The sequence below is a fragment of the Campylobacter sp. CN_NE2 genome (genome assembly GCF_027797465.1).
Taxonomy (GTDB): Bacteria; Campylobacterota; Campylobacteria; order Campylobacterales; family Campylobacteraceae; genus Campylobacter_B.
Genome location: NZ_CP115608.1, coordinates 769,209 through 787,762, shown reverse-complemented (window position 1 = coordinate 787,762; position 18,554 = coordinate 769,209). Strand labels below are relative to the sequence as shown.

Here is an 18,554-nt window from a genome sequence, read left to right as displayed (position 1 = left end):
ATGAACTCACTAATAAATAAAAATCACAAAAAAGAAAAAAACCTAGCTATGGTGATTATCGGCGATCGCTGTATCGGGTGCGATGCGTGTTATGTAGCGTGTAAAACCGAGTGGGAAGTGCCGCTTTTCAAAGAAGCGTATCGCACAAGGGTTTTTGAAGTCGAAAACGAAGATAATGCAGGAAATCCGATTTTAAATTTCTTGCCTGTTCTTTGTAACCACTGCGAAAATTCCCCATGCGTGGCTGTTTGCCCGACAGAAGCTAGTTTCAAGCGTGAAAAAGACGGCATCGTCATCGTCGATCCGTCCCTTTGCATAGGCTGTAAGGCGTGTATGGTAGCCTGTCCTTACAACGCCAGATATTACGACGAACACAAACAAAGCGTCGATAAATGCACATTTTGCGCCCCAAGAGTGGATAAAGGTTTGCTTCCGGCTTGTGTAACCACCTGCGTGGGCAAATCGCGAAATTTTGGCGATTTAAATGACCCAAATAGCGATGTTTCGCAAATTTTGGCTAAGGCGACAAGTATAACTCGCTTAAAAGAGAGCGACGGGCTTGAACCAAATGTTTATTATGTGACGATAAATTCATAGGAGAAAATGATGAAAAAGATAATTTTAAGCATGGTTTTACTTTGCAGTTTTGGTTTTGCGGAAAATTTGCAAAGCTACAATACTTCAAAAGCGCAGGCGGAACATTTTGTAAATTTATCACGCGAAGCTGTGGCAAAAAACAATCTCACACTTGCTAGGGCATACGCAAAAAAGGCAATCCAAGCAGACGCTTACAACAAAAAAGCATGGGAAAGCTATGATGATGTTATTCAACGCCTAGCCGATGAAGGTATGATAGACGAATTTGGCGCCAAAGCCGATGAAAGCGAAGTAAGCGCTCCAAAACCGACGGGCGGAGCGCAATTTGAAGGTTGCTAAGGGGATTTTAGCGATTTTGATTCTAAGCCTGTGCGTTTGGACGGGCTTAGAATTTTTTGATTTCAAATTTGCTTCACAAAACGCTTCAAATTTGATAAATTTGGCAAATTCTAGCGTTAAAAATCATAACTCAAATTTGCCAAATTTATCAAATTTATGTCTAACTTGCCACGAAAATTTCACTTCCCCAAGCCCGTCGCATGATGATTTAAGCTGTATAGATTGCCATGATGGCGTAAATTCAAATAACGAAAAAATCGCTCATTTAAATTTGATAAAAAATCCCGCAAGCCTAGTAAATGCGAAAAAAAAATGTAACTCTTGCCATGCAAATCAAATAGCACGAGTTTCGATCTCTCCGATGCAGTCGCAAAGCCCAATTCGAGCGAATTTAATCGAAGATTGGGTAGAAAAATCTACAAGCCATGATTTAAGCAAGGCTGAGCTAAAAGCCCTAGCTAATAACCATTTTCAAAGGGCGTGTAATGCTTGTCATATCGATCAAAAAAGAGAAGTTTTTGAGAACAAAGATTTAGCCAAAGGCGGTGGTTGCGTGGCTTGTCATGGCGTAAATTTGGCAAATTTAGAAAACTCAGTAAATTTAGAAAACCTGTCAAACTCAAACACTGCAAATTTAGAAAATTCGCCAAATTTAAAAGCTTCACACACTAAATTTACAACACAAATTCCAAGCTCAAACTGCACTCAATGTCATAATCGCTCAGCCCGTATCGGGCTTTCGTATTTTGGCAAATTTGAAAGCGAAGGCGTAAAAGCCCCGTTTGACCGCGCTCACACACTCGCTGACGGACGCCATTTTTACGAGCTTGAAGCTGATATTCACCACAAAAAAGCAGGACTTGATTGCGTTGATTGCCACACAAGCTACGGCGTTATGGGCGATTTAAAGGCACACAAAAATATGCGAGAAGCTGTTGATATAAGTTGTGTTGATTGCCATGAGCCTAAATTTGACACCCCGAACGAAACGGCAAAAAAACTAGCAAATTTAAATCCAAATTTGCAAATTTTTGATGAAATCGCTTACACTCGCAAAAAAAACTCTCCGCTTTACAATGTCGCAAAAAACGGCGATAAAACGCTCATTTATCGCAAAAAGGACGGCAAAAGCTATGAAATTGTGCCGCTATCAAATTTACCCTATCACAAAAGCGAAATCCACGAAAATCTAACCTGCCAAGCCTGTCATTCACGCACAATGCCAAGCTGTTATGGTTGCCACGAGCAGTATTTTAAGGATTCCACGCAATATAACTGGCACAAAAAGGAATTTCAAAGCGGCGAGTGGCAAGAAATGCGAAGTTTTTTGCGTTTTGAAAGCCCTGCACTTGGAGAGCGAAATGACGGCAAAATCGCACCTTTTGCACCCGGCTGTCAAGTCATCGGCACAGTGTATGATAAAAATGTCAGCAAATTTTACTCTATGAGTATGGCTAGTTGGGATCCGCATACGACGGGGGCTGCAAAAACCTGCGTGGAGTGCCATTTTAGCTCTACTGCACTTGGTTTTGGGCGTGGAAATTTGGAATTTGAAAACGAAAATTTGAAATTTAGCCCGTATTTTGAAGCAAATGCAACTAAATTTGGCTTTTCGTATTCGATTGATGCGTTTGTGGAAGCAAACGGAACACAAAATCAACACGCCTCAAAAAATGATAAAGCTTTAAATAAAACGCAAATCCAAAAAATCGTAAATGCCTACAAATGCGTCATTTGCCACGACAAATGGGAAGATAAAATTTATGAAAATTTTGAGCTTTCAAAAGATAAATTTAATCAAGGACTAACAAAATGTATGGATTAAATTTATTCAAATTTGCTCTTTTTTGCGTGATTTTTAGCGTTTTTTTAAACGCAAATTGCACCGAGTGCCATGAAAAAATCGAAAAATTTGACGCAAAAAACCACGATTTTTCATGCCAAACTTGCCATCTAAAAAAAGCCGATATTTTAAGCACAGATCACGCTAAAATCATCGCTCACCCGGCTTCAAATGAAAATATGAGCGAATTTTGTGGCGAGTGCCACGAAAGCCATATAAAATCCTACAAAAACTCAAATCACTTTACGCACAAAAACGAAATAAACACGATTTTAAAGGCATTTGATATTGATAAAAATGCTAGCATTTTAGAATTTGCAAATTTACAAAAAGAAAATTTAGACGATACGCAAAAACTTGCCATTGAAATAATCTCTCAAAAATGTCTAAATTGCCATACGAGCGTTCAGGGTCAAAACGGCGCATTTAGGGGGCTAGGCTGCATGGCGTGTCATACGCATTATGCAGACAATGGAAAGTATCAAGGTAAAGACGAGTTTGCCGGGACAAACCTGCACTCCAAAACGCACGAGCTAAAAAAGGCTGATAACGGGGTTTGTCAAAGTTGCCACAATAAATTCTTTGTGGGGGCTGATTTTACGGGGCAATTTCCAATTGATGCTCACAAAGATTTTCGCACACCATTGGGTATTAACGGAAATTTTCCTAGTAAATTTCACGGAGATTTTTATCATCAGTTAAGCCCTGATATTCACGCGAATTTGGGCTTTTCGTGCATTTCTTGCCACACTTCACACAAGCAAAATTCTAGCGATAAATTTGACGAATTTTTTGCAAAAAAACAGAGTGATTTTGAGCTAAAATCTTGCGAAAGTTGCCACGAAATAAAACCAAATTTTGCTCACGCAAATTACCATGACAAGCTTTCTTGCGTCGCTTGTCATGCGAGCTGGCAAGGTAGTTTTTATGAGCTAAATTTGATAAAAGATGAGAGTAAAGACGAGAAAAAATGGCAAAATTTAATCGAATTTGATAAAAATACAAAAAAATATCACGCTGTTTTTTCGCTAAGTAGGTTTGAAAATTTACTTTTGCTAAATGATTTAAATAGCGGTAAAATCGCAATTTCAAGACCGATTTTTCAGTATAATTTAATTCATTTTTCAAAAGACGGCAAGCAAATTTCGCCGTTAAAGAATAAAAAATTTGAGATTTTTGCTCCATTTAGCCCACACACCATAGGCAAAAAGGCTAAAAACTGCGAACTTTGCCACGAAAATCCTTTGCAACTAGGCAAAAATTATGGTGGTATTAGCGAATTTTTTACACCAAGCAAAGAAAGCAAATTTTTAAATTCCACCCCGCTAAGCGAAGAGCAGTTAAACCGTCTAAATTCGCTATTTTATAAAAAAACAAGAGCCAAAATGATAATTAGATAAGATAGTAAGATATTTTATAGAATTTGCTACTAGGCAAATTCTATAAATTTCAGATTAATTCATTTCAAAGGTTTTTAGTTTTTGATAAAGACTCATGCTATGGAATTCTTTACAAATTTCTTTCTTATGATTTATATCTGTAGTTTCCATTATGTATTTGGAACCATTCTTCTTTAAAATCATTTCGGCACACCATTCCATATTTCCTTTTGATTTAACACCTACTCCAAATTTTATCGGTTTGCCGACTTCTATTTTATCATTTAAGACACTATCTTCAAACTGCCTAACGGTCGTCATCGAACGAAGATCTCTAAATTCACCGCGTAGGAAAAAATCCTCTTTGATTTGCTTTAAAGCCGTTTCAAACTCTTGCGCATAGGCTATTCCAAGAGCACCGTCTTTTACAGAATTGATTTTTGGTATAACTACTTTAAAAAGAACAATAGCAATAATAGCTAAAAAAACTATTCCTCCGACACTAAAACCTTTTTTCATATCTCTTCCTTTCCGCAACTTTTTTGCGTTTCTTTTTCAAATTCTTCAATTTCTTTTATTAAAGTAAAATTTTCGTAACTCTTTTGGATATATGCTTCTAAAAGCTCTCCTGCATCTAAAAATTTTTCGCCCTTGCTCAGTCGTTCCCAATCTTTTTCAAAAATTTTGGCAAATTCATCTTCTAAATTGATAGTATAGGTTTTAGCGAGAGATTTGCCAGTAAATTGAACGACTATCTCTTTCATTACTCTTCCAAAACGCTTTGGATTTGTTGAAGTAGATCGTTTTCGCTTAAATTTGCCGCTGAAATTCCATCTTCAAGTTTGCTTAAATTCATGCACAAAGCTTCATTTTGTGCCTTTAATTCGACTAATTCGTTTCTAAGCTCTTCATTTTGAAGTCGCAAGTCTCTATATCTTTTGATAAGTTCGCCGACTTTTTGGCTTAAAGCTGAATTTTGTCTAATCTCGTCCATTTTTACACCTTTTTTAATATAATTCTGCTATGCTAACATATTTACGCTTAAATTTAAAGGAAAGTTTTGAAAAAGTTTGAAATCAAAAGCAAATTTAGTCCAAGCCCAGATCAAAAAAACGCGATAGAAAAAATCGTGCAAGGAATCAAAAACGGCGAAAAATATCAAACGCTACTCGGTGTTACTGGAAGTGGAAAAACCTTTACCATGGCAAATATCATCGCAAAGTTGCAAATTCCAACTCTCATAATGACACACAACAAATCCCTTGCAGCGCAACTTTATAGCGAATTTAAGGGCTTTTTTCCGCAAAATCATGTCGAGTATTTTATCAGCTATTATGATTATTATCAGCCAGAAGCCTACATTCCGCGCCAAGACCTTTTTATCGAAAAAGATAGCTCCATAAATGACGAGTTAGAGCGCCTTCGCCTCTCAGCGACGGCTAGTTTGCTTAGTTTTGACGATGTCATTACGATAGCTTCGGTTTCGGCAAACTACGGCTTGGGCGACCCTGCTGAATACAAAGGCATGGTGCTTCATTTAGAACTTGGTCAAAGTTTTTCTAGCAAATTTTTACTTCGCAAACTCGTCGATATGGGTTACAAACGCAATGATAATTTTTTTGATCGTGGCGATTTCCGCGCTAACGGCGATACGATTGATATTTATCCGGCGTATTTTAACGACGAAGCCATAAGGCTAGAATTTTTTGGCGACGAACTTGAAGCGATGTATCATTTCGATGTTTTGGAAAATAAAAAAACAAAAAGTGTGGCTAAATTTATCCTTTATCCCACAAGTCAGTTTATCGTCGGCGAAAATCGCCTAAAAACGGCGATTAAAGGCATTGAAGAAGAGCTTGGTGAGAGATTAAAATTTTTTGAAAATGAAAATAAACTCGTCGAAGCCCAACGCCTAAAACAGCGCGTGGAATTTGACCTTGAAATGATGAGTGCAACTGGCATTTGCAAAGGGATCGAAAATTATGCGAGATATTTAACAGGGCAAAATGCCGGAGAAACGCCGTATTCGCTGTTTGATTACTACGAAAGCAAGGGACAAGACTACCTAGTCATCGTCGATGAAAGCCATGTTTCTTTGCCGCAGTTTCGAGGTATGTTCGCAGGCGATCGAAGTCGCAAAGAAACGCTCGTAGAATACGGCTTTCGCTTGCCTTCCGCACTTGATAACCGCCCTTTGATGTTTGATGAATTTATTAGCAAAAAGGGCAAATTTTTATTCGTTTCAGCCACGCCAAATGAATACGAAGTGAATTTAAGTGGCAGAAAGGTTGTGGAGCAAATTTTGCGTCCGACAGGGCTTTTAGACCCCGAAATTCTCATAAAAGATAGCGACAATCAAGTCGAAATCCTGCACGACATGGCAAAAAAGGTCATAGCTAGAAACGAGCGAATTTTAGTAACCGTGCTAACAAAAAAAATGGCAGAAGAGCTTAGCAAATACTACCTTGAACTCGGTATCAAGGTCAAATATATGCACTCAGACATCGACGCAATAGAGCGAAATGAGCTGATTCGTGGGCTAAGATCAGGCGAATTTGATATGTTAATCGGTATAAATTTATTGCGCGAAGGGCTAGATTTGCCCGAAGTTAGTTTGATTGCCATTTTTGATGCCGATAAAGAAGGCTTTTTGCGTTCGCAAACTAGCCTAATTCAGACAATGGGACGGGCTGCTAGGAATTTAAACGGGCAGGTTGTAATGTTTTGCAAAAAAATCACTCGCTCAATGCAAGAAGCGATTGACATAACCACCGCTAGACGCAAATTTCAAGATGAGTATAACAAAACTCACGGTATAACGCCACACTCGGCAACCAGAAACATAGAAGAAAGCCTAAAAATTGATGATAACGCAGAAATTTTAACCAAAGCGAAAAAGTTAGAAAAAATGCCAGCCGCTGAACGCGCCAAAATCATAAAAGAGCTTCGCAAACAAATGCTAGAAGCCGCTGCTGCGCTGGAATTCGAAAAAGCCGCCGCATTGCGTGATGAAATCGCAAAGATAAAAAATTTGTAAATTTTGGCTTAAAAATCTGCTTTAAAATATCAAATTTGAAGCTCCAAATTTTATCATTAGCGAAATAGTGATTAAAACGGCGATTCCTGCAAAAAATCCGGCTAGTATATCATCGCTCATAACGCCAAGTCCGCCTTTAACGCTTTTATCGACTCTGCCGATGATAGATGGTTTCCAAATGTCAAAAATTCTAAAATATACAACCGAAAGTATCACGCCAAGCCATGAAATTCCGTTAAATCCCGCCACAAGTGGGGCAAAATTCAAAGAAAAAATCTCGCCTATCGAGCCTGAGATTGACATAGCTATCCAAACTCCTGCAACTTCGTCGATGACGATTTCTGAGTTATCATGAGAGCCACATTTTTTTTCATATTCGTTTATAATGCTAATTGAGATTAAAAAAAGCAAACAAGAAACCAAAAAAAGCGTATTTACGCCCAAAAATATCAAAATCGGCAGTGCGACAATAGCCCCTGCAATGCTTCCCCAAGTGCCGGGAGCCGGCCTTAAAAGTCCAACGCCAAAAAATGTTACAAAAAGTTTTTGCATAAATTTCCTTAAATTTTTAAATATCAAAAGTGCTATTATACTTAAATTTTTCAATGATTTTTACTATTTATTTTTATTGCAAATTTAAACTATTTTTTAAGGGGGAAGTGGGCTGACTTGCTCTGCTTCGCTACGCTTCGCAAGAAACCTGCTTCGTGCTTCGCACTCGCACCGCTTCACTTGTTTTGCGAAGCGCCCCCTTCCCCCTTAAAAACCCCCAACCCCTGCACGCTAGAAGTAGCAAATTTTGAAAAAGCTTTTGCTTTTTCAAAATTTGATTTTATAAAAATTTGCTTCGCAAATTTTTATATTGATATTTTATGATTATTTAAATTTTATTTGAGTGAGCTTGTTTGATATAAATTCATAAGCTCTTCATAAAATTCTTTTTCATCATGTGCTTCCAAGATGCCGTTATTTGGGAAAAGGTCGTTGTAAATTTTTTGCAAATTTTCAAAACGATTTGGAAAAAGTTCGCTCAAAATCATAGCTGAAATTTCCTTGCGCATAAAGATTGACGGCGGCATAATGCCCTGCCTTAAAAGTGCTTTTAGCGTTTGTGTGTGGTATTTTGTGTGATGATGAGGTCCATGCGGACAGCTTTTGGTGCTAACAAGGGTTTTGCACTCGTTACAATATACAAACTCAGGCATTACTAAAATTTCCATATCGAAACTATTTTTGTAGCTGTCTAAAATAGTGTGAATTTTATTGGAATCAAAAAACGCTCCGATATGCTCATGGTTTTGCCCCAAAACAAGCTTATTTGCCCCAAAATTTCTGGCGACGATACATTCTAGTTCAGGGAATTTATGTTCAGTAAAAATGTGCGTATTGTGAAGCGGGACGATAGATATGCGATTTGTCGGCAAAAATGTTTTTACAAAATATTCAAGCGTTTTTTGGCGAAGTTCATAAGGGAGTTTATCTGTTTTTTGACTTCGTATGAGAAAAATAATTACAAAATCAGCTTTGTCTATCGTTAGTCTAATAAGCCTTTCATGGACCCTGTGAAGCGGATCTGCGGTCAAAAAAAGCGCCGTTATTTTTTGAGCATTAAGAGTATTTTTAAGATTATTTATGTTTTTGAGCGAATTTGCTAATTTATCTTCAAAAATGTTAAATTCGCCGCTAAGTGCTAGTTTGCTGTGAATTTTATTTGTCATTTTTTTCGGGTTACTAATATCAAAAATACTAACAACATCATCAAACTCTTTGGTCTCAAAAACAGTTTCGCAAATAATTTCGCCTACGATTTTTTTACCTAAATAAAGCGGAATTTTCTCATTTTTTTTGGCATTTTTTATCGTCTCTTGGCTAATTTCATCATTTGGCGCAAACATAAAAACAAACGGCATTGGTTCATTTTGAAATTTATTATCTATTAGGCTTTGCGAAATTTGCTCTTTATTCATCAGTTTTGTAAATTTCCCCAAAGCACCGTTTTTTATAAGACAAAGTGTGCCAAAAATCTCTTGATTTAGGATTATTTTATTTTTTTCTTGCGATACCATATTTTTTTCTCTTTTCCCATAGTGATTTTCGTGTCATACCAAGCTTTTGCGATAGCTCGGTATCAGGAAGGACATTTTGGTATGTCGATATTACAAATTTGATATAACCATCAACGCTCATTATCTCTTTTAGACCAAAATCGGCTTCGCTAGAAGCGATGTTTAGCGTTTCAAAAGGAAATGTGTCTGTTAAATCTGTTGTCGAGATTATAACCATTTTTTTCGATATTAGATTAAAAATTTTTTCTCGCTCACTTGGCGGAACTAACTGAAAATTTTGCAGATAAAGTGCCGACATACTGATTTTTTCTTTTATTAGTTCAAAAGCGTTTTCGTTATCCATAGATACAATACCAAAACTTCTATCAAATTCTTTCATCGTAGAAAATACAAATCCGTCGGCATAAATTTGCTTTGCAGTGCGTATTACAAGCGGAAATTTAAGCTTTTTTATATCGTAATTTGGGGTTTTTATGGCTGCGAAATTTGAATTTATATAATCCATACAGGTTTTATTCATTATTTTTAGGGCCTTGAATTCCTTAAAATGTTTGATTTTACGAACTAATTCTTCAATCATAAACGGCTTTTGTATATAATCATCGGCTCCTGCTTTTATCGGGTTTGAAACTGTGTCATTGCTGATATACGAAATGAGCAAAATGATAATCGAATTCTTAAATTTTTCGATAATCGGGTAGATATTTTGTCCGTTTAGACTAGTTGAAAGCAAAACTGCATCGATTGAATTTTTCGTATTTAGAGCGTCTTTTACATTGCTTACGATTTCGCACTCATAGCCTTCTTCGCTTAATTTACTAGCGATACTTTGGGCTAGATAAATTTCGTTTTCGACTATCAAAACTCGCATAATTTTTTCCAATCAAAATATTTTAAATTTACATTTGCTATGACGGCAATGCCCTCGCTTCGCCCTACAAAGCCTAGTTTTTCGGTTGTGGTCGCTTTGACATTTACCTTTTTTGTGCCTAAAATTTCGCACAAAGTTTTTCGCATTTGCTCTTTGTATGGGCTTAGTTTTGGTTTTTGTGCCATTATTGTAATGTCGGCATTTACGATTTCAAAGCCGTAAGAATTTATCTTACCTGTTACTTTTTGTAACAAAATTTTTGAATCAATCCCTTTATAAGCGTCGTCCGTGTCAGGGAAAAGTTCGCCTATATCGCCGATTCCTGCTGCCCCACACATTGCATCAATTAACGCGTGAATCGCCACATCTCCGTCGCTATGAGCTATAAGCGAATACTCGCACGGGATTTTCACACCACAAAGTGTGATAAATTCGCCGTTTTGCATGGCATGGACATCAAAGCCATTTCCGCAAAAAATATCTTTTGAAGTAGGTGTAAAATCAAAATTCGCTAAATCTGAAATTCGCGTGATTTTTGCAGCCGAAATTTCGCCTTTTACAAAGCCCAAAGTCCCGCCCATGCTTTTTATAGCTAAGCTATCATCTGTGAAAATTTTCTCGCTTTGTAAGGCTTTTTTTAACAAATTTGTGCGTGAAAGCTGTGGAGTTTGAATTAGCTTAATCTCATCTCTTTTTATCTCATTTTCGCCCAAATACGCCGTATCATTTACGCTTAGATATGGGCTTACGCAGTCAAATTTGCCTAAATTTTCAAGTAGTGAGTTTATCAAATTTGATGAAATCTTAGCCCTTGCAACATCGCTTACTAAAACAAATTCGCTAGTTACTTTTTCAAGCGCATTTTTAAGCGAAATTTGGCGTAAATCACCACCAACTGCAAATTCAAATTCATCGCTAAATTTACGCATATAGTCTAAATCTGCTTCATTTGCGACGATTATGATTTTTGCGAAATTTGCTTTTTTTTGCAAATCTTTTGCGACATGTAACCAAAGTGGATCGTCTCCTATGCGTAGCCACTGCTTTTTTACGGGGCTAGCAAAGCGAGTTGAATTACCTGCTGCAAGTAAAACGAGTGATATTTTAGCCATTTTGTTTTCCTAAAATTTTTGAAAATGTTACGAAATTATACACTTTAAAACTAAAATCGTCATAAATTAATGCTAAATTTAAAATTTTTAAGTTTAAATTTAATATAAAAATTACAAATTTACATTTTTTTTAAAATTTTTTTTGAAACGATGTTACAGAAATAAACACAAAAAAAGAGTAAATTTTGGTTTTTTATTGTAGTATATCAACCGAAATTTTATAAAAGGTAAAAAATGGATTGGAAAGATAAAATCAAAAACGACAAAACGCCTACACAGCTGTATTACGCAAAAGGGGGTGTAATCACTCCGCAAATGGAATTTGTAGCCAAAATCGAAGGCTTGGAAGCTGAATTTATCCGCTCGCAAATCGCAGAAGGAAAACTAATAATCCCTGCAAATATAAACCACGCAAATCTTGTTCCCATGGGCATTGGCAGGGCATTAAAATGCAAAATCAACTCAAATATCGGCTCATCGGCCCTAGCTAGCGATATAAACGAAGAGATTGAAAAATTAAAAATCTCTATCAAATACGGTGCCGATACGGTTATGGATCTAAGCACGGGCGGTGATTTAGATGAAATTCGCCGTGCGATTATCGCAAATTCAACCGTTCCTATCGGCACGGTGCCGATTTATCAAATTATCCATGATATTAAAGATTTAGACAATCTAACGCCGCAAATTATGCTTGATTGCATTGAAAAACAGGCTAAGCAAGGCGTTGATTATTTCACTATTCACGCTGGATTTTTGCTTAAATTTATGCCGCTTGTTGCCAAACGCAAAATGGGAATAGTAAGTAGAGGCGGCTCTTTGATGGCTAGTTGGATGATGAAACACCACAAAGAAAATCCGTTTTATGAAAATTTTGACGCTATTTGCGATATTTGCGCTAAATACGATGTTTCGCTCTCACTGGGCGATAGTTTAAGGCCCGGTTGCTTGTATGATGCCACAGATGAAGCCCAAATGAGCGAACTTGCCGAGCTTGGCAAACTTGCAATTAGAGCAAACGCAAAAAATGTTCAAGTTATGATTGAAGGCCCCGGTCATGTGCCGTTTAATCAGATTGAATTTAATATGAAGGAAGAGCAAAGACTTTGCAACGACGCTCCGTTTTACATACTTGGACCGCTTCCGACAGACATCGGCGCAGGGTATGATCATATCACAAGTGCGATTGGTGGGACGATGGCAGCATTTCACGGAGCTAGCATGCTTTGCTATGTTACGCCAAAAGAGCATTTGGGTTTGCCAAACGCAAAAGATGTCAGAGATGGCATAATCGCCCATAAAATCGCAGCTCATGCAGCAGATGTCGCACTTGGCAAAGCCGGGGCGATAGAGCGAGATCACGCTATGAGCGACGCTAGGTATAAATTTGACTGGAACAAGCAGTTTGAACTAGCACTTGACCCTGAAAAAGCAAGAGAGCTTCACGATGAAAGCCTTCCGCAAGAAGTTTTCAAAGAAGCCGAATTTTGCTCTATGTGCGGGCCAAAATTTTGTGCTTACAAGATTTCAAAGCAAATCGCAGAGCAAAATTGCGAACACTTTCCAAAAGAGAATAAATGAATAAAACTGCCTTAATCACCGGAGCCAGTAGCGGTTTGGGCTTGGAATTTGCGTGGATTTGTGCTGAGAGCAGATATGATTTGGTTATCACAGCGCGAAATTTAGCAAATTTAAATGCCCTAAAAAGCGAAATCGAAGCTAAATTTGGCGTGAGAGTTTTTGTGATAGGGGCAGATTTAGCTAAATCCCAAAGCGTGGAGCAAATTTGCAAATTTTGCAAAGAAAACGACCTAAAAATTGACATTTTGATAAATAATGCAGGTTTTGGCGACCACGACGAATTTAGCAAATGTGACATAAAAAAACAAAACGAAATGATAGCCGTGAATATAACAAGTTTTCTAAATTTAACGCACTATTTTTTAAATTTAATGCTAAATAATGGTGGCGGAAAAATTCTAAACATCGCTTCTGCCGCAGCCTTAACGGCAGGTCCAAAAATGAGCGTATATTATGCTAGTAAAGCATTTGTGAGAAATTTTAGTGTAGCTCTTAGTGATGAGCTTCGCGGGAAAAATATCAGCGTTACGGCATTTTGCCCAGGTCCGGTTGCTACAAATTTTGGCGAAAGGGCAAATGTAAAAAACGCAAAAATTTTTGCACGAAGCGATGACGCTAGTGCCGTGGCAAAAAGGGCTTTTGAAGCCATGCAAAAAGGAAAAACGCTAGTGTATGACGGCAAATTTATGCTTTTAGCAAATTTGCTAACTAGGCTCGTGCCAAGCACTTTTTCAGCCAAAGTTACAGGCTATTTAAACGGCTAAATTTGATAAAATTTAATAGAAAGTGAGAAAAAATGAATAAAAACGAAGTTTTAGAAAAACTTAAAAGTGTGATTTATCCGGGCTTTGAAAAAAGCATTGTGGATTTTGGTTTTGTTAAAAATATCGAAGTCGGCGATATGGTTTTTGTGGAAATTGAAATTCCAAGTTCAAATCCACAGATAGCAAACACGCTAAAAAGCGATATTTCAAAGGTTTTAGGCGAGTGTGAAATCGTCATAAAAACGCCAAAAATCCCGGAAGAACGAAGCAACTCACGAAGCGGTAAAAATATCGCTCCGCAAATCAAACATTTTGTGATGATAAGTAGCGGTAAAGGTGGCGTTGGTAAAAGCACGACTACGCTAAATTTAGCTATTAGTGCAGCTAAATTGGGTAAAAAAGTAGGCGTTTTAGATGCTGATATTTACGGACCAAATATGCCACGAATGCTAGGCGAAGAAAACACACAACCAACAATCATCGGACAACACTTAAATCCTATTTTAACTCACGGCGTTGAGATGATGAGCATGGGCGTTTTGATTGAAGCGGGGCAGGGGCTTATTTGGCGAGGTGCTATGATAATGAAAGCAATCGAGCAACTTTTAAAAGATGTTGCGTGGAGCGATTTAGATATTTTATTTATCGATATGCCACCAGGAACCGGCGATGCGCAAATCACACTAGCTCAAAGCGTTCCGGTAAGTGCTGGAATTTGCGTAACCACGCCACAAATCGTAGCACTTGATGATAGTGCTAGAAGCCTTGATATGTTTGAAAAACTGCATATTCCGATTGCAGGAATTATCGAAAATATGAGCGGATTTATCTGCCCTGATAACGGCAAAGAATACGATATTTTCGGTCGTGGCGGTGCGGCGGAGTTAGCTAAAAAATACAAAATCGAAGTAATAGGGGAAATTCCAATCGAAATCGCAATCCGTGAAGGTGGCGACAAGGGTAAACCAATCAGCTTCTATGAGCCAAATTCGGTTAGCTCAAAACGCTACGAACAGGCTGCAAGAGCTTTAATATCAGCATTAGAAAAAATCAAAAGAGAAAATTTAGCTGATAACTCTGCAATCCAACCGCAAATGTAAATTTAACCAAACGGCGAATTTTTCGCCGTTTGCGTAAGATAAAGGATAAAAATGCCACTTATAAATGTAAAAATGACGATCGAAGATGGCGGTTTGAGCGTGGAACAAAAGCAAAATTTAGCTAGGGAATTAACAAACGCTTTTGTGAAAGTCGTCGGCCGTGGTGAGAAAACCTGCGTCGTCATCATCGATGAGCTTAGCACCGATAACTACGCAATCGGCGGCGAGACGATAACGAATATTCGAAAAAAGCAAATTTGATTAAATTTGGCATAAATTTAGTTGATTTGGCAATGATAAATTTAAAAACAAAACTTAGCAAAACCGAGTTAAAAAAGATAAAAACGCTTTATAGGCGTTCTTTTCCAAAATGCGAGAGAAAGCCGTTTGCGATGATTTTGCGATCATGTGCCGAGCAAAAGGGCGAAATTTATGCCGTTTATAAAAATGCCAAATTTGTGGGGCTTTGTGTTAGTTTGATTTCATCTGGTGCTGTGTTGATTGATTATTTGGCGATTTTGCCAAAATTCAAAGCACAAAAAATCGGCGGGACAGTTTTGTCAAATTTAATGCAAATTTATAAAAACAAAGCTATTTTTTGCGAAATCGAAAGCACCGAAAATGTCTCAGAAAATTCGCTCAAATTTAAACGAAAAAGATTTTATCTTAAAAATGGATTATTTGACACAGGCATAAAAATAAGCCTTTGGGGTGTAAAAATGGAACTTTTAAGCAACCACAAAAATGCCAAATTTGATGAATATTTTAAAATTTATACCTATGCTTATGGTGCGAATTTTAATCCAAAAATCAAGCAAATTTAAATTTTACTTTATCAAATTTAAGATATTTTTGATAAAATCACTAAAAAAATTTAAGGAAAATAGGTGCAAATCCCTGAAAAGATTATCAGCAGAGATAAGATTATCTTAAAAACAAGCATTATCGGCATTATTACAAATGTGATTTTATCGGCGTTTAAGGGTGCGATTGGATTTTTTACAAATTCGATTGCGATTATGGTTGATGCTATAAATAACATAAGCGACGCTCTAAGCTCAGTGATTACGATTATCGGGCTTAAACTTGCCGGAAAAAAGCCGGACAAAGATCACCCTTACGGGCATGGCAGAATCGAGTATCTCACAGCGCTTACTATCGGCGTAATTATCCTATATACGGGCTTTACGGCGGTTATTAGTTCGGTAAAAAAAATTATTTCGCCGGAGCTTCCTGAGTATGATAATGTTTCACTTATTATCATCGCTGTGGCGGTGGTTGTGAAGCTATTTTTAGGAATTTATACGCAGAAAATGGGCGTTAGAGCAAATTCAGATTCGCTAATCGCTAGTGGTGTTGAAGCTAAATTTGATACTTTGGTTTCATTTTCTACGCTAGTGGCTGCTTTTATTTTTATATTTTTTGGCGTAAGTTTGGAAGCGTATTTGGGCGTGATAATTTCGCTACTGCTTATCAAAACGGCAGCCGAAATCCTAAAAGATACGATAAATAAAATTCTCGGCACTCGTCCGAATTTGGAAACTATCAAGGCGATTTATAAAGAAATTCGCTCCATTGATGGCGTTTTGGGTGCGTATGATTTGATGTTTCACGACTATGGTCCTGATAAAATGCTAGGAAGCGTTCATATCGAAGTGGTAGAAGATATGACCGCAGGTGAAATAGATACGCTTATTAGGCGAATCCAAAGAGAAATTTTTACCAAATTTAGCGTTGTTATTGACGCGGTTGGTATTTATGCGCTAAATTTGAAAAATCCACAAGTAAAAGAGATCCACAGAGCCATAAAAAAGCTGGTTTTAGATAATGAATTTGTGCTTCAAATGCACGGATTTTATGTGAATTTGGACGAAAAAATCATTAGTTTTGATATGATTATCGACTTTGATGCGCCAGACCGCGACGAGCTATATCGCCAAATCGTAGCAAAAGTGGCAAATGAATTTAGCGACTATGAGGTCTTAATCGCGTTGGATAATGATTATAGCGGATAAGTAGGAAATTTTAGCCTTTTTTTGTATAATTAAGATTTTAAATTTCAAAAGGACAAAAATGATAGAAATCAAAGATTTGACGCATAGATTTGGCAAACAGCTTTTGTTTGAAAATGTAAATTTAAGCCTTGATAGGTCGCACAGATACGGGCTTATCGGCGCAAACGGCGCAGGAAAATCGACTTTCCTTAAAATTTTAAGTGGCGAAGTCGAACACACAAGCGGCGAAATCGCCGTCGATAGTGGCTTGAAAATCGGGGTTTTGGGGCAAGATCAGTTTGCATTTGAAGAATTTACGCTTAAAGATGCCGTGCTTTATGGCAACAAACGCCTCTACAACGCCGTCAAAGAAAAAGAAAAACTCTACGAAAGCACCGAATTTACCGACGAAATCAACAATCGCTTGGCTGAGTTAGAGATGATTTGCGCCGAAGAAGACCCAAGCTACGAGTATGAAATCAGGATTGAGAAAATCCTTAGCTCACTTGGGCTAAATGAATTTGATAAAAAAATGAGCGAGGCCGAAACTAGCGATAAATTCAAGGTCTTACTCGCGCAAGTTTTGTTCCCAAAACCTGATATTTTGTTTTTGGACGAACCGACAAACAACCTTGACATTGAAGCGATTTCGTGGCTAGAATTTGAACTAAACCGCCATGATGGCACTCTCGTGGTCATCAGCCACGACCGCCACTTCCTAAACCGCGTTTGCACGGACATTTTAGATGTGGATTTTCGCAAAATTCGCAAATTTAGCGGAAACTACGACGACTGGTATATCGCGGCAAATTTGCTAACCAAACAAGCCCAAATGGAGCGAGACAAACAACTTAAAGAAAAGGCTGAGTTAGAGAAATTTATCGCTCGTTTTAGCGCAAACGCAAGCAAAGCCAAACAAGCCACATCAAGGCAAAAACTGCTTGAAAAGCTCGATATTAGCGAGATTGCGACTTCATCTCGCAGAGATCCGAGCATTTTATTTAAGCTGGGTCGCGAGATCGGCAACGAAATTTTGGAGCTTAAAGGGATAAATAAAAAATTTGGTGAAACGATAATTTGTAAGGATTTTGATTTTAAGCTTGAAAAAGGCGACAAGGTCGCTATTATCGGCAAAAACGGCGTTGGCAAAACGACACTTTGTCGTATGATAAACGGCGAAATAGGGCAAGATAGTGGGACGATTCATATCGGAGCGACCATTGAAAGTGGCTATTTCGCACAGGATACGAACAACAAAATTAAGGGCGATTTGAAGCTTTATGAGTATTTGCAAGACGCCAAAAATAAGGATTTAGACGAAATTCGCAAGTGCCTTGGGCGAATGCTTTTTAGTGGCGCTGAGCAAGAAAAAAGCGTGGGTGCGTTAAGCGGTGGCGAAAAGCACCGAGTAATGCTAAGCAAACTAATGCTAACTAAACCAAATTTTTTAGTGCTTGATGAGCCAAACAACCACCTTGACCTTGAAGCCATTATTGCTCTTGGCGAAGCGCTGTATAACTTCGCAGGAAGCGTGATTTGCGTTAGCCACGACCGCGAACTCATAGACGCTTTTGCGAACCGCATTTTGCATTTAAAGGGAAACGGCGAGATTGTGGATTTTCGTGGGACTTACGAAGAGTATCGTGCGAGTTTGGGAGAAGAGTGATGATAAAAGTGCGTGTAAATGGGCGTGAGTGCGAATTTGACGCCGATATGAGCGTGGAAGAATTTTTACACTCGCAAGGTTATGAGCTCAAATTTATCGCTGTGGAAGCTGACGGCGAGATTTTGAGTAAAACACTTTGGGAAACTACGCAAATTTCAAATTTCAAAGTTTATGAAATCGTTGAATTTGTGGGTGGGGGCTGATC

20 protein-coding genes are annotated in these 18,554 nt (G+C 37.8%); 13 read left to right on the top strand and 7 right to left on the bottom strand.

What is annotated here, in order from left to right; all coding sequences use genetic code 11:
* The 4 genes from PF028_RS03835 to PF028_RS03820 are packed head-to-tail and all read left to right on the top strand — an operon-like array spanning position 1 to position 4,179.
* The gene (locus PF028_RS03835) at positions 1 to 597 is read left to right on the top strand and encodes a 4Fe-4S dicluster domain-containing protein (RefSeq protein WP_270858623.1); all 597 of its coding nucleotides are present in this window, start codon (positions 1 to 3) and stop codon (positions 595 to 597) included.
* A 9-nt stretch (positions 598 to 606) separates the two neighbouring features.
* Positions 607 to 936 (top strand): hypothetical protein, encoded by a 330-nt coding sequence (locus PF028_RS03830; RefSeq protein WP_270860037.1) that lies wholly within the window; start codon positions 607 to 609, stop codon positions 934 to 936.
* Positions 923 to 2,761, top strand: a complete 1,839-nt coding sequence (locus PF028_RS03825; RefSeq protein ID WP_270860036.1) for a multiheme c-type cytochrome — start codon at positions 923 to 925, stop codon at positions 2,759 to 2,761. Before PF028_RS03830 ends, PF028_RS03825 begins: the two co-directional genes overlap by 14 nt.
* On the top strand, positions 2,749 to 4,179 hold the full coding sequence (locus tag PF028_RS03820; protein WP_270860035.1) for a multiheme c-type cytochrome: 1,431 nt from the start codon (positions 2,749 to 2,751) through the stop codon (positions 4,177 to 4,179). Before PF028_RS03825 ends, PF028_RS03820 begins: the two co-directional genes overlap by 13 nt.
* Before the next feature lie 54 nt (positions 4,180 to 4,233).
* Here PF028_RS03820 and PF028_RS03815 read toward each other — a convergent pair whose 3' ends face one another.
* The 3 genes from PF028_RS03815 to PF028_RS03805 are packed head-to-tail and all read right to left on the bottom strand — an operon-like array spanning position 4,234 to position 5,152.
* Positions 4,234 to 4,677: a hypothetical protein gene (locus tag PF028_RS03815; protein ID WP_270860034.1), complete on the bottom strand. Its 444-nt coding sequence runs from the start codon at positions 4,675 to 4,677 to the stop codon at positions 4,234 to 4,236.
* Positions 4,674 to 4,922, bottom strand: a complete 249-nt coding sequence (locus tag PF028_RS03810; RefSeq protein WP_270860033.1) for a hypothetical protein — start codon at positions 4,920 to 4,922, stop codon at positions 4,674 to 4,676. Before PF028_RS03810 ends, PF028_RS03815 begins: the two co-directional genes overlap by 4 nt.
* Positions 4,922 to 5,152 carry a hypothetical protein gene (locus tag PF028_RS03805; protein ID WP_270860032.1) on the bottom strand — a complete coding sequence of 77 codons (231 nt, stop codon included), beginning with the start codon at positions 5,150 to 5,152 and terminating at the stop codon, positions 4,922 to 4,924. Before PF028_RS03805 ends, PF028_RS03810 begins: the two co-directional genes overlap by 1 nt.
* Positions 5,153 to 5,218: 66 nt before the next feature.
* Here PF028_RS03805 and uvrB point away from each other — a divergent pair, with 66 nt between their 5' ends.
* Positions 5,219 to 7,195 carry an excinuclease ABC subunit UvrB gene (gene uvrB / locus PF028_RS03800; RefSeq protein ID WP_270860031.1) on the top strand — a complete coding sequence of 659 codons (1,977 nt, stop codon included), beginning with the start codon at positions 5,219 to 5,221 and terminating at the stop codon, positions 7,193 to 7,195.
* Between the two features lie 21 nt (positions 7,196 to 7,216).
* Here uvrB and PF028_RS03795 read toward each other — a convergent pair whose 3' ends face one another.
* From PF028_RS03795 to PF028_RS03780, 4 genes are all read right to left on the bottom strand, one after another.
* Positions 7,217 to 7,747 carry a phosphatidylglycerophosphatase A family protein gene (locus PF028_RS03795; RefSeq protein ID WP_270860030.1) on the bottom strand — a complete coding sequence of 177 codons (531 nt, stop codon included), beginning with the start codon at positions 7,745 to 7,747 and terminating at the stop codon, positions 7,217 to 7,219.
* A gap of 335 nt (positions 7,748 to 8,082) precedes the next feature.
* Entirely contained in the window at positions 8,083 to 9,261 is a 1,179-nt protein-coding gene (locus PF028_RS03790) for a sulfate adenylyltransferase (protein ID WP_270860028.1), read from the bottom strand.
* Positions 9,239 to 10,132 carry a response regulator gene (locus PF028_RS03785; RefSeq protein ID WP_270860027.1) on the bottom strand — a complete coding sequence of 298 codons (894 nt, stop codon included), beginning with the start codon at positions 10,130 to 10,132 and terminating at the stop codon, positions 9,239 to 9,241. Before PF028_RS03785 ends, PF028_RS03790 begins: the two co-directional genes overlap by 23 nt.
* Positions 10,120 to 11,244, bottom strand: coding sequence for a bifunctional 2-C-methyl-D-erythritol 4-phosphate cytidylyltransferase/2-C-methyl-D-erythritol 2,4-cyclodiphosphate synthase (locus tag PF028_RS03780; RefSeq protein ID WP_270860026.1), 1,125 nt, complete (start codon positions 11,242 to 11,244; stop codon positions 10,120 to 10,122). Before PF028_RS03780 ends, PF028_RS03785 begins: the two co-directional genes overlap by 13 nt.
* A gap of 234 nt (positions 11,245 to 11,478) precedes the next feature.
* On the opposite strand from PF028_RS03780, the gene thiC reads away from it, so the two are divergent.
* The 8 genes from thiC to thiS all read left to right on the top strand — a co-directional run bounded on the left by thiC (position 11,479) and on the right by thiS (position 18,552).
* Positions 11,479 to 12,825 carry a phosphomethylpyrimidine synthase ThiC gene (thiC, locus tag PF028_RS03775; RefSeq protein ID WP_270860025.1) on the top strand — a complete coding sequence of 449 codons (1,347 nt, stop codon included), beginning with the start codon at positions 11,479 to 11,481 and terminating at the stop codon, positions 12,823 to 12,825.
* Positions 12,822 to 13,589 (top strand): SDR family NAD(P)-dependent oxidoreductase, encoded by a 768-nt coding sequence (locus tag PF028_RS03770; RefSeq protein ID WP_270860024.1) that lies wholly within the window; start codon positions 12,822 to 12,824, stop codon positions 13,587 to 13,589. Before thiC ends, PF028_RS03770 begins: the two co-directional genes overlap by 4 nt.
* A gap of 32 nt (positions 13,590 to 13,621) precedes the next feature.
* Positions 13,622 to 14,689 carry an Mrp/NBP35 family ATP-binding protein gene (locus tag PF028_RS03765; protein WP_270860023.1) on the top strand — a complete coding sequence of 356 codons (1,068 nt, stop codon included), beginning with the start codon at positions 13,622 to 13,624 and terminating at the stop codon, positions 14,687 to 14,689.
* 51 nt (positions 14,690 to 14,740) lie between these two features.
* The gene (locus PF028_RS03760) at positions 14,741 to 14,950 is read left to right on the top strand and encodes a tautomerase family protein (RefSeq protein WP_270860022.1); all 210 of its coding nucleotides are present in this window, start codon (positions 14,741 to 14,743) and stop codon (positions 14,948 to 14,950) included.
* Entirely contained in the window at positions 14,947 to 15,513 is a 567-nt protein-coding gene (locus PF028_RS03755) for a GNAT family N-acetyltransferase (RefSeq protein WP_270860021.1), read from the top strand. The genes PF028_RS03760 and PF028_RS03755 overlap by 4 nt, the downstream gene beginning before the upstream one ends.
* Before the next feature lie 63 nt (positions 15,514 to 15,576).
* Positions 15,577 to 16,704: a cation diffusion facilitator family transporter gene (locus tag PF028_RS03750; RefSeq protein WP_270860020.1), complete on the top strand. Its 1,128-nt coding sequence runs from the start codon at positions 15,577 to 15,579 to the stop codon at positions 16,702 to 16,704.
* 58 nt (positions 16,705 to 16,762) lie between these two features.
* Positions 16,763 to 18,349, top strand: a complete 1,587-nt coding sequence (locus PF028_RS03745; RefSeq protein ID WP_270860019.1) for an ABC-F family ATP-binding cassette domain-containing protein — start codon at positions 16,763 to 16,765, stop codon at positions 18,347 to 18,349.
* Positions 18,349 to 18,552, top strand: coding sequence for a sulfur carrier protein ThiS (gene thiS, locus PF028_RS03740; protein ID WP_270860018.1), 204 nt, complete (start codon positions 18,349 to 18,351; stop codon positions 18,550 to 18,552). Before PF028_RS03745 ends, thiS begins: the two co-directional genes overlap by 1 nt.
* Positions 18,553 to 18,554: the final 2 nt, after the last annotated feature.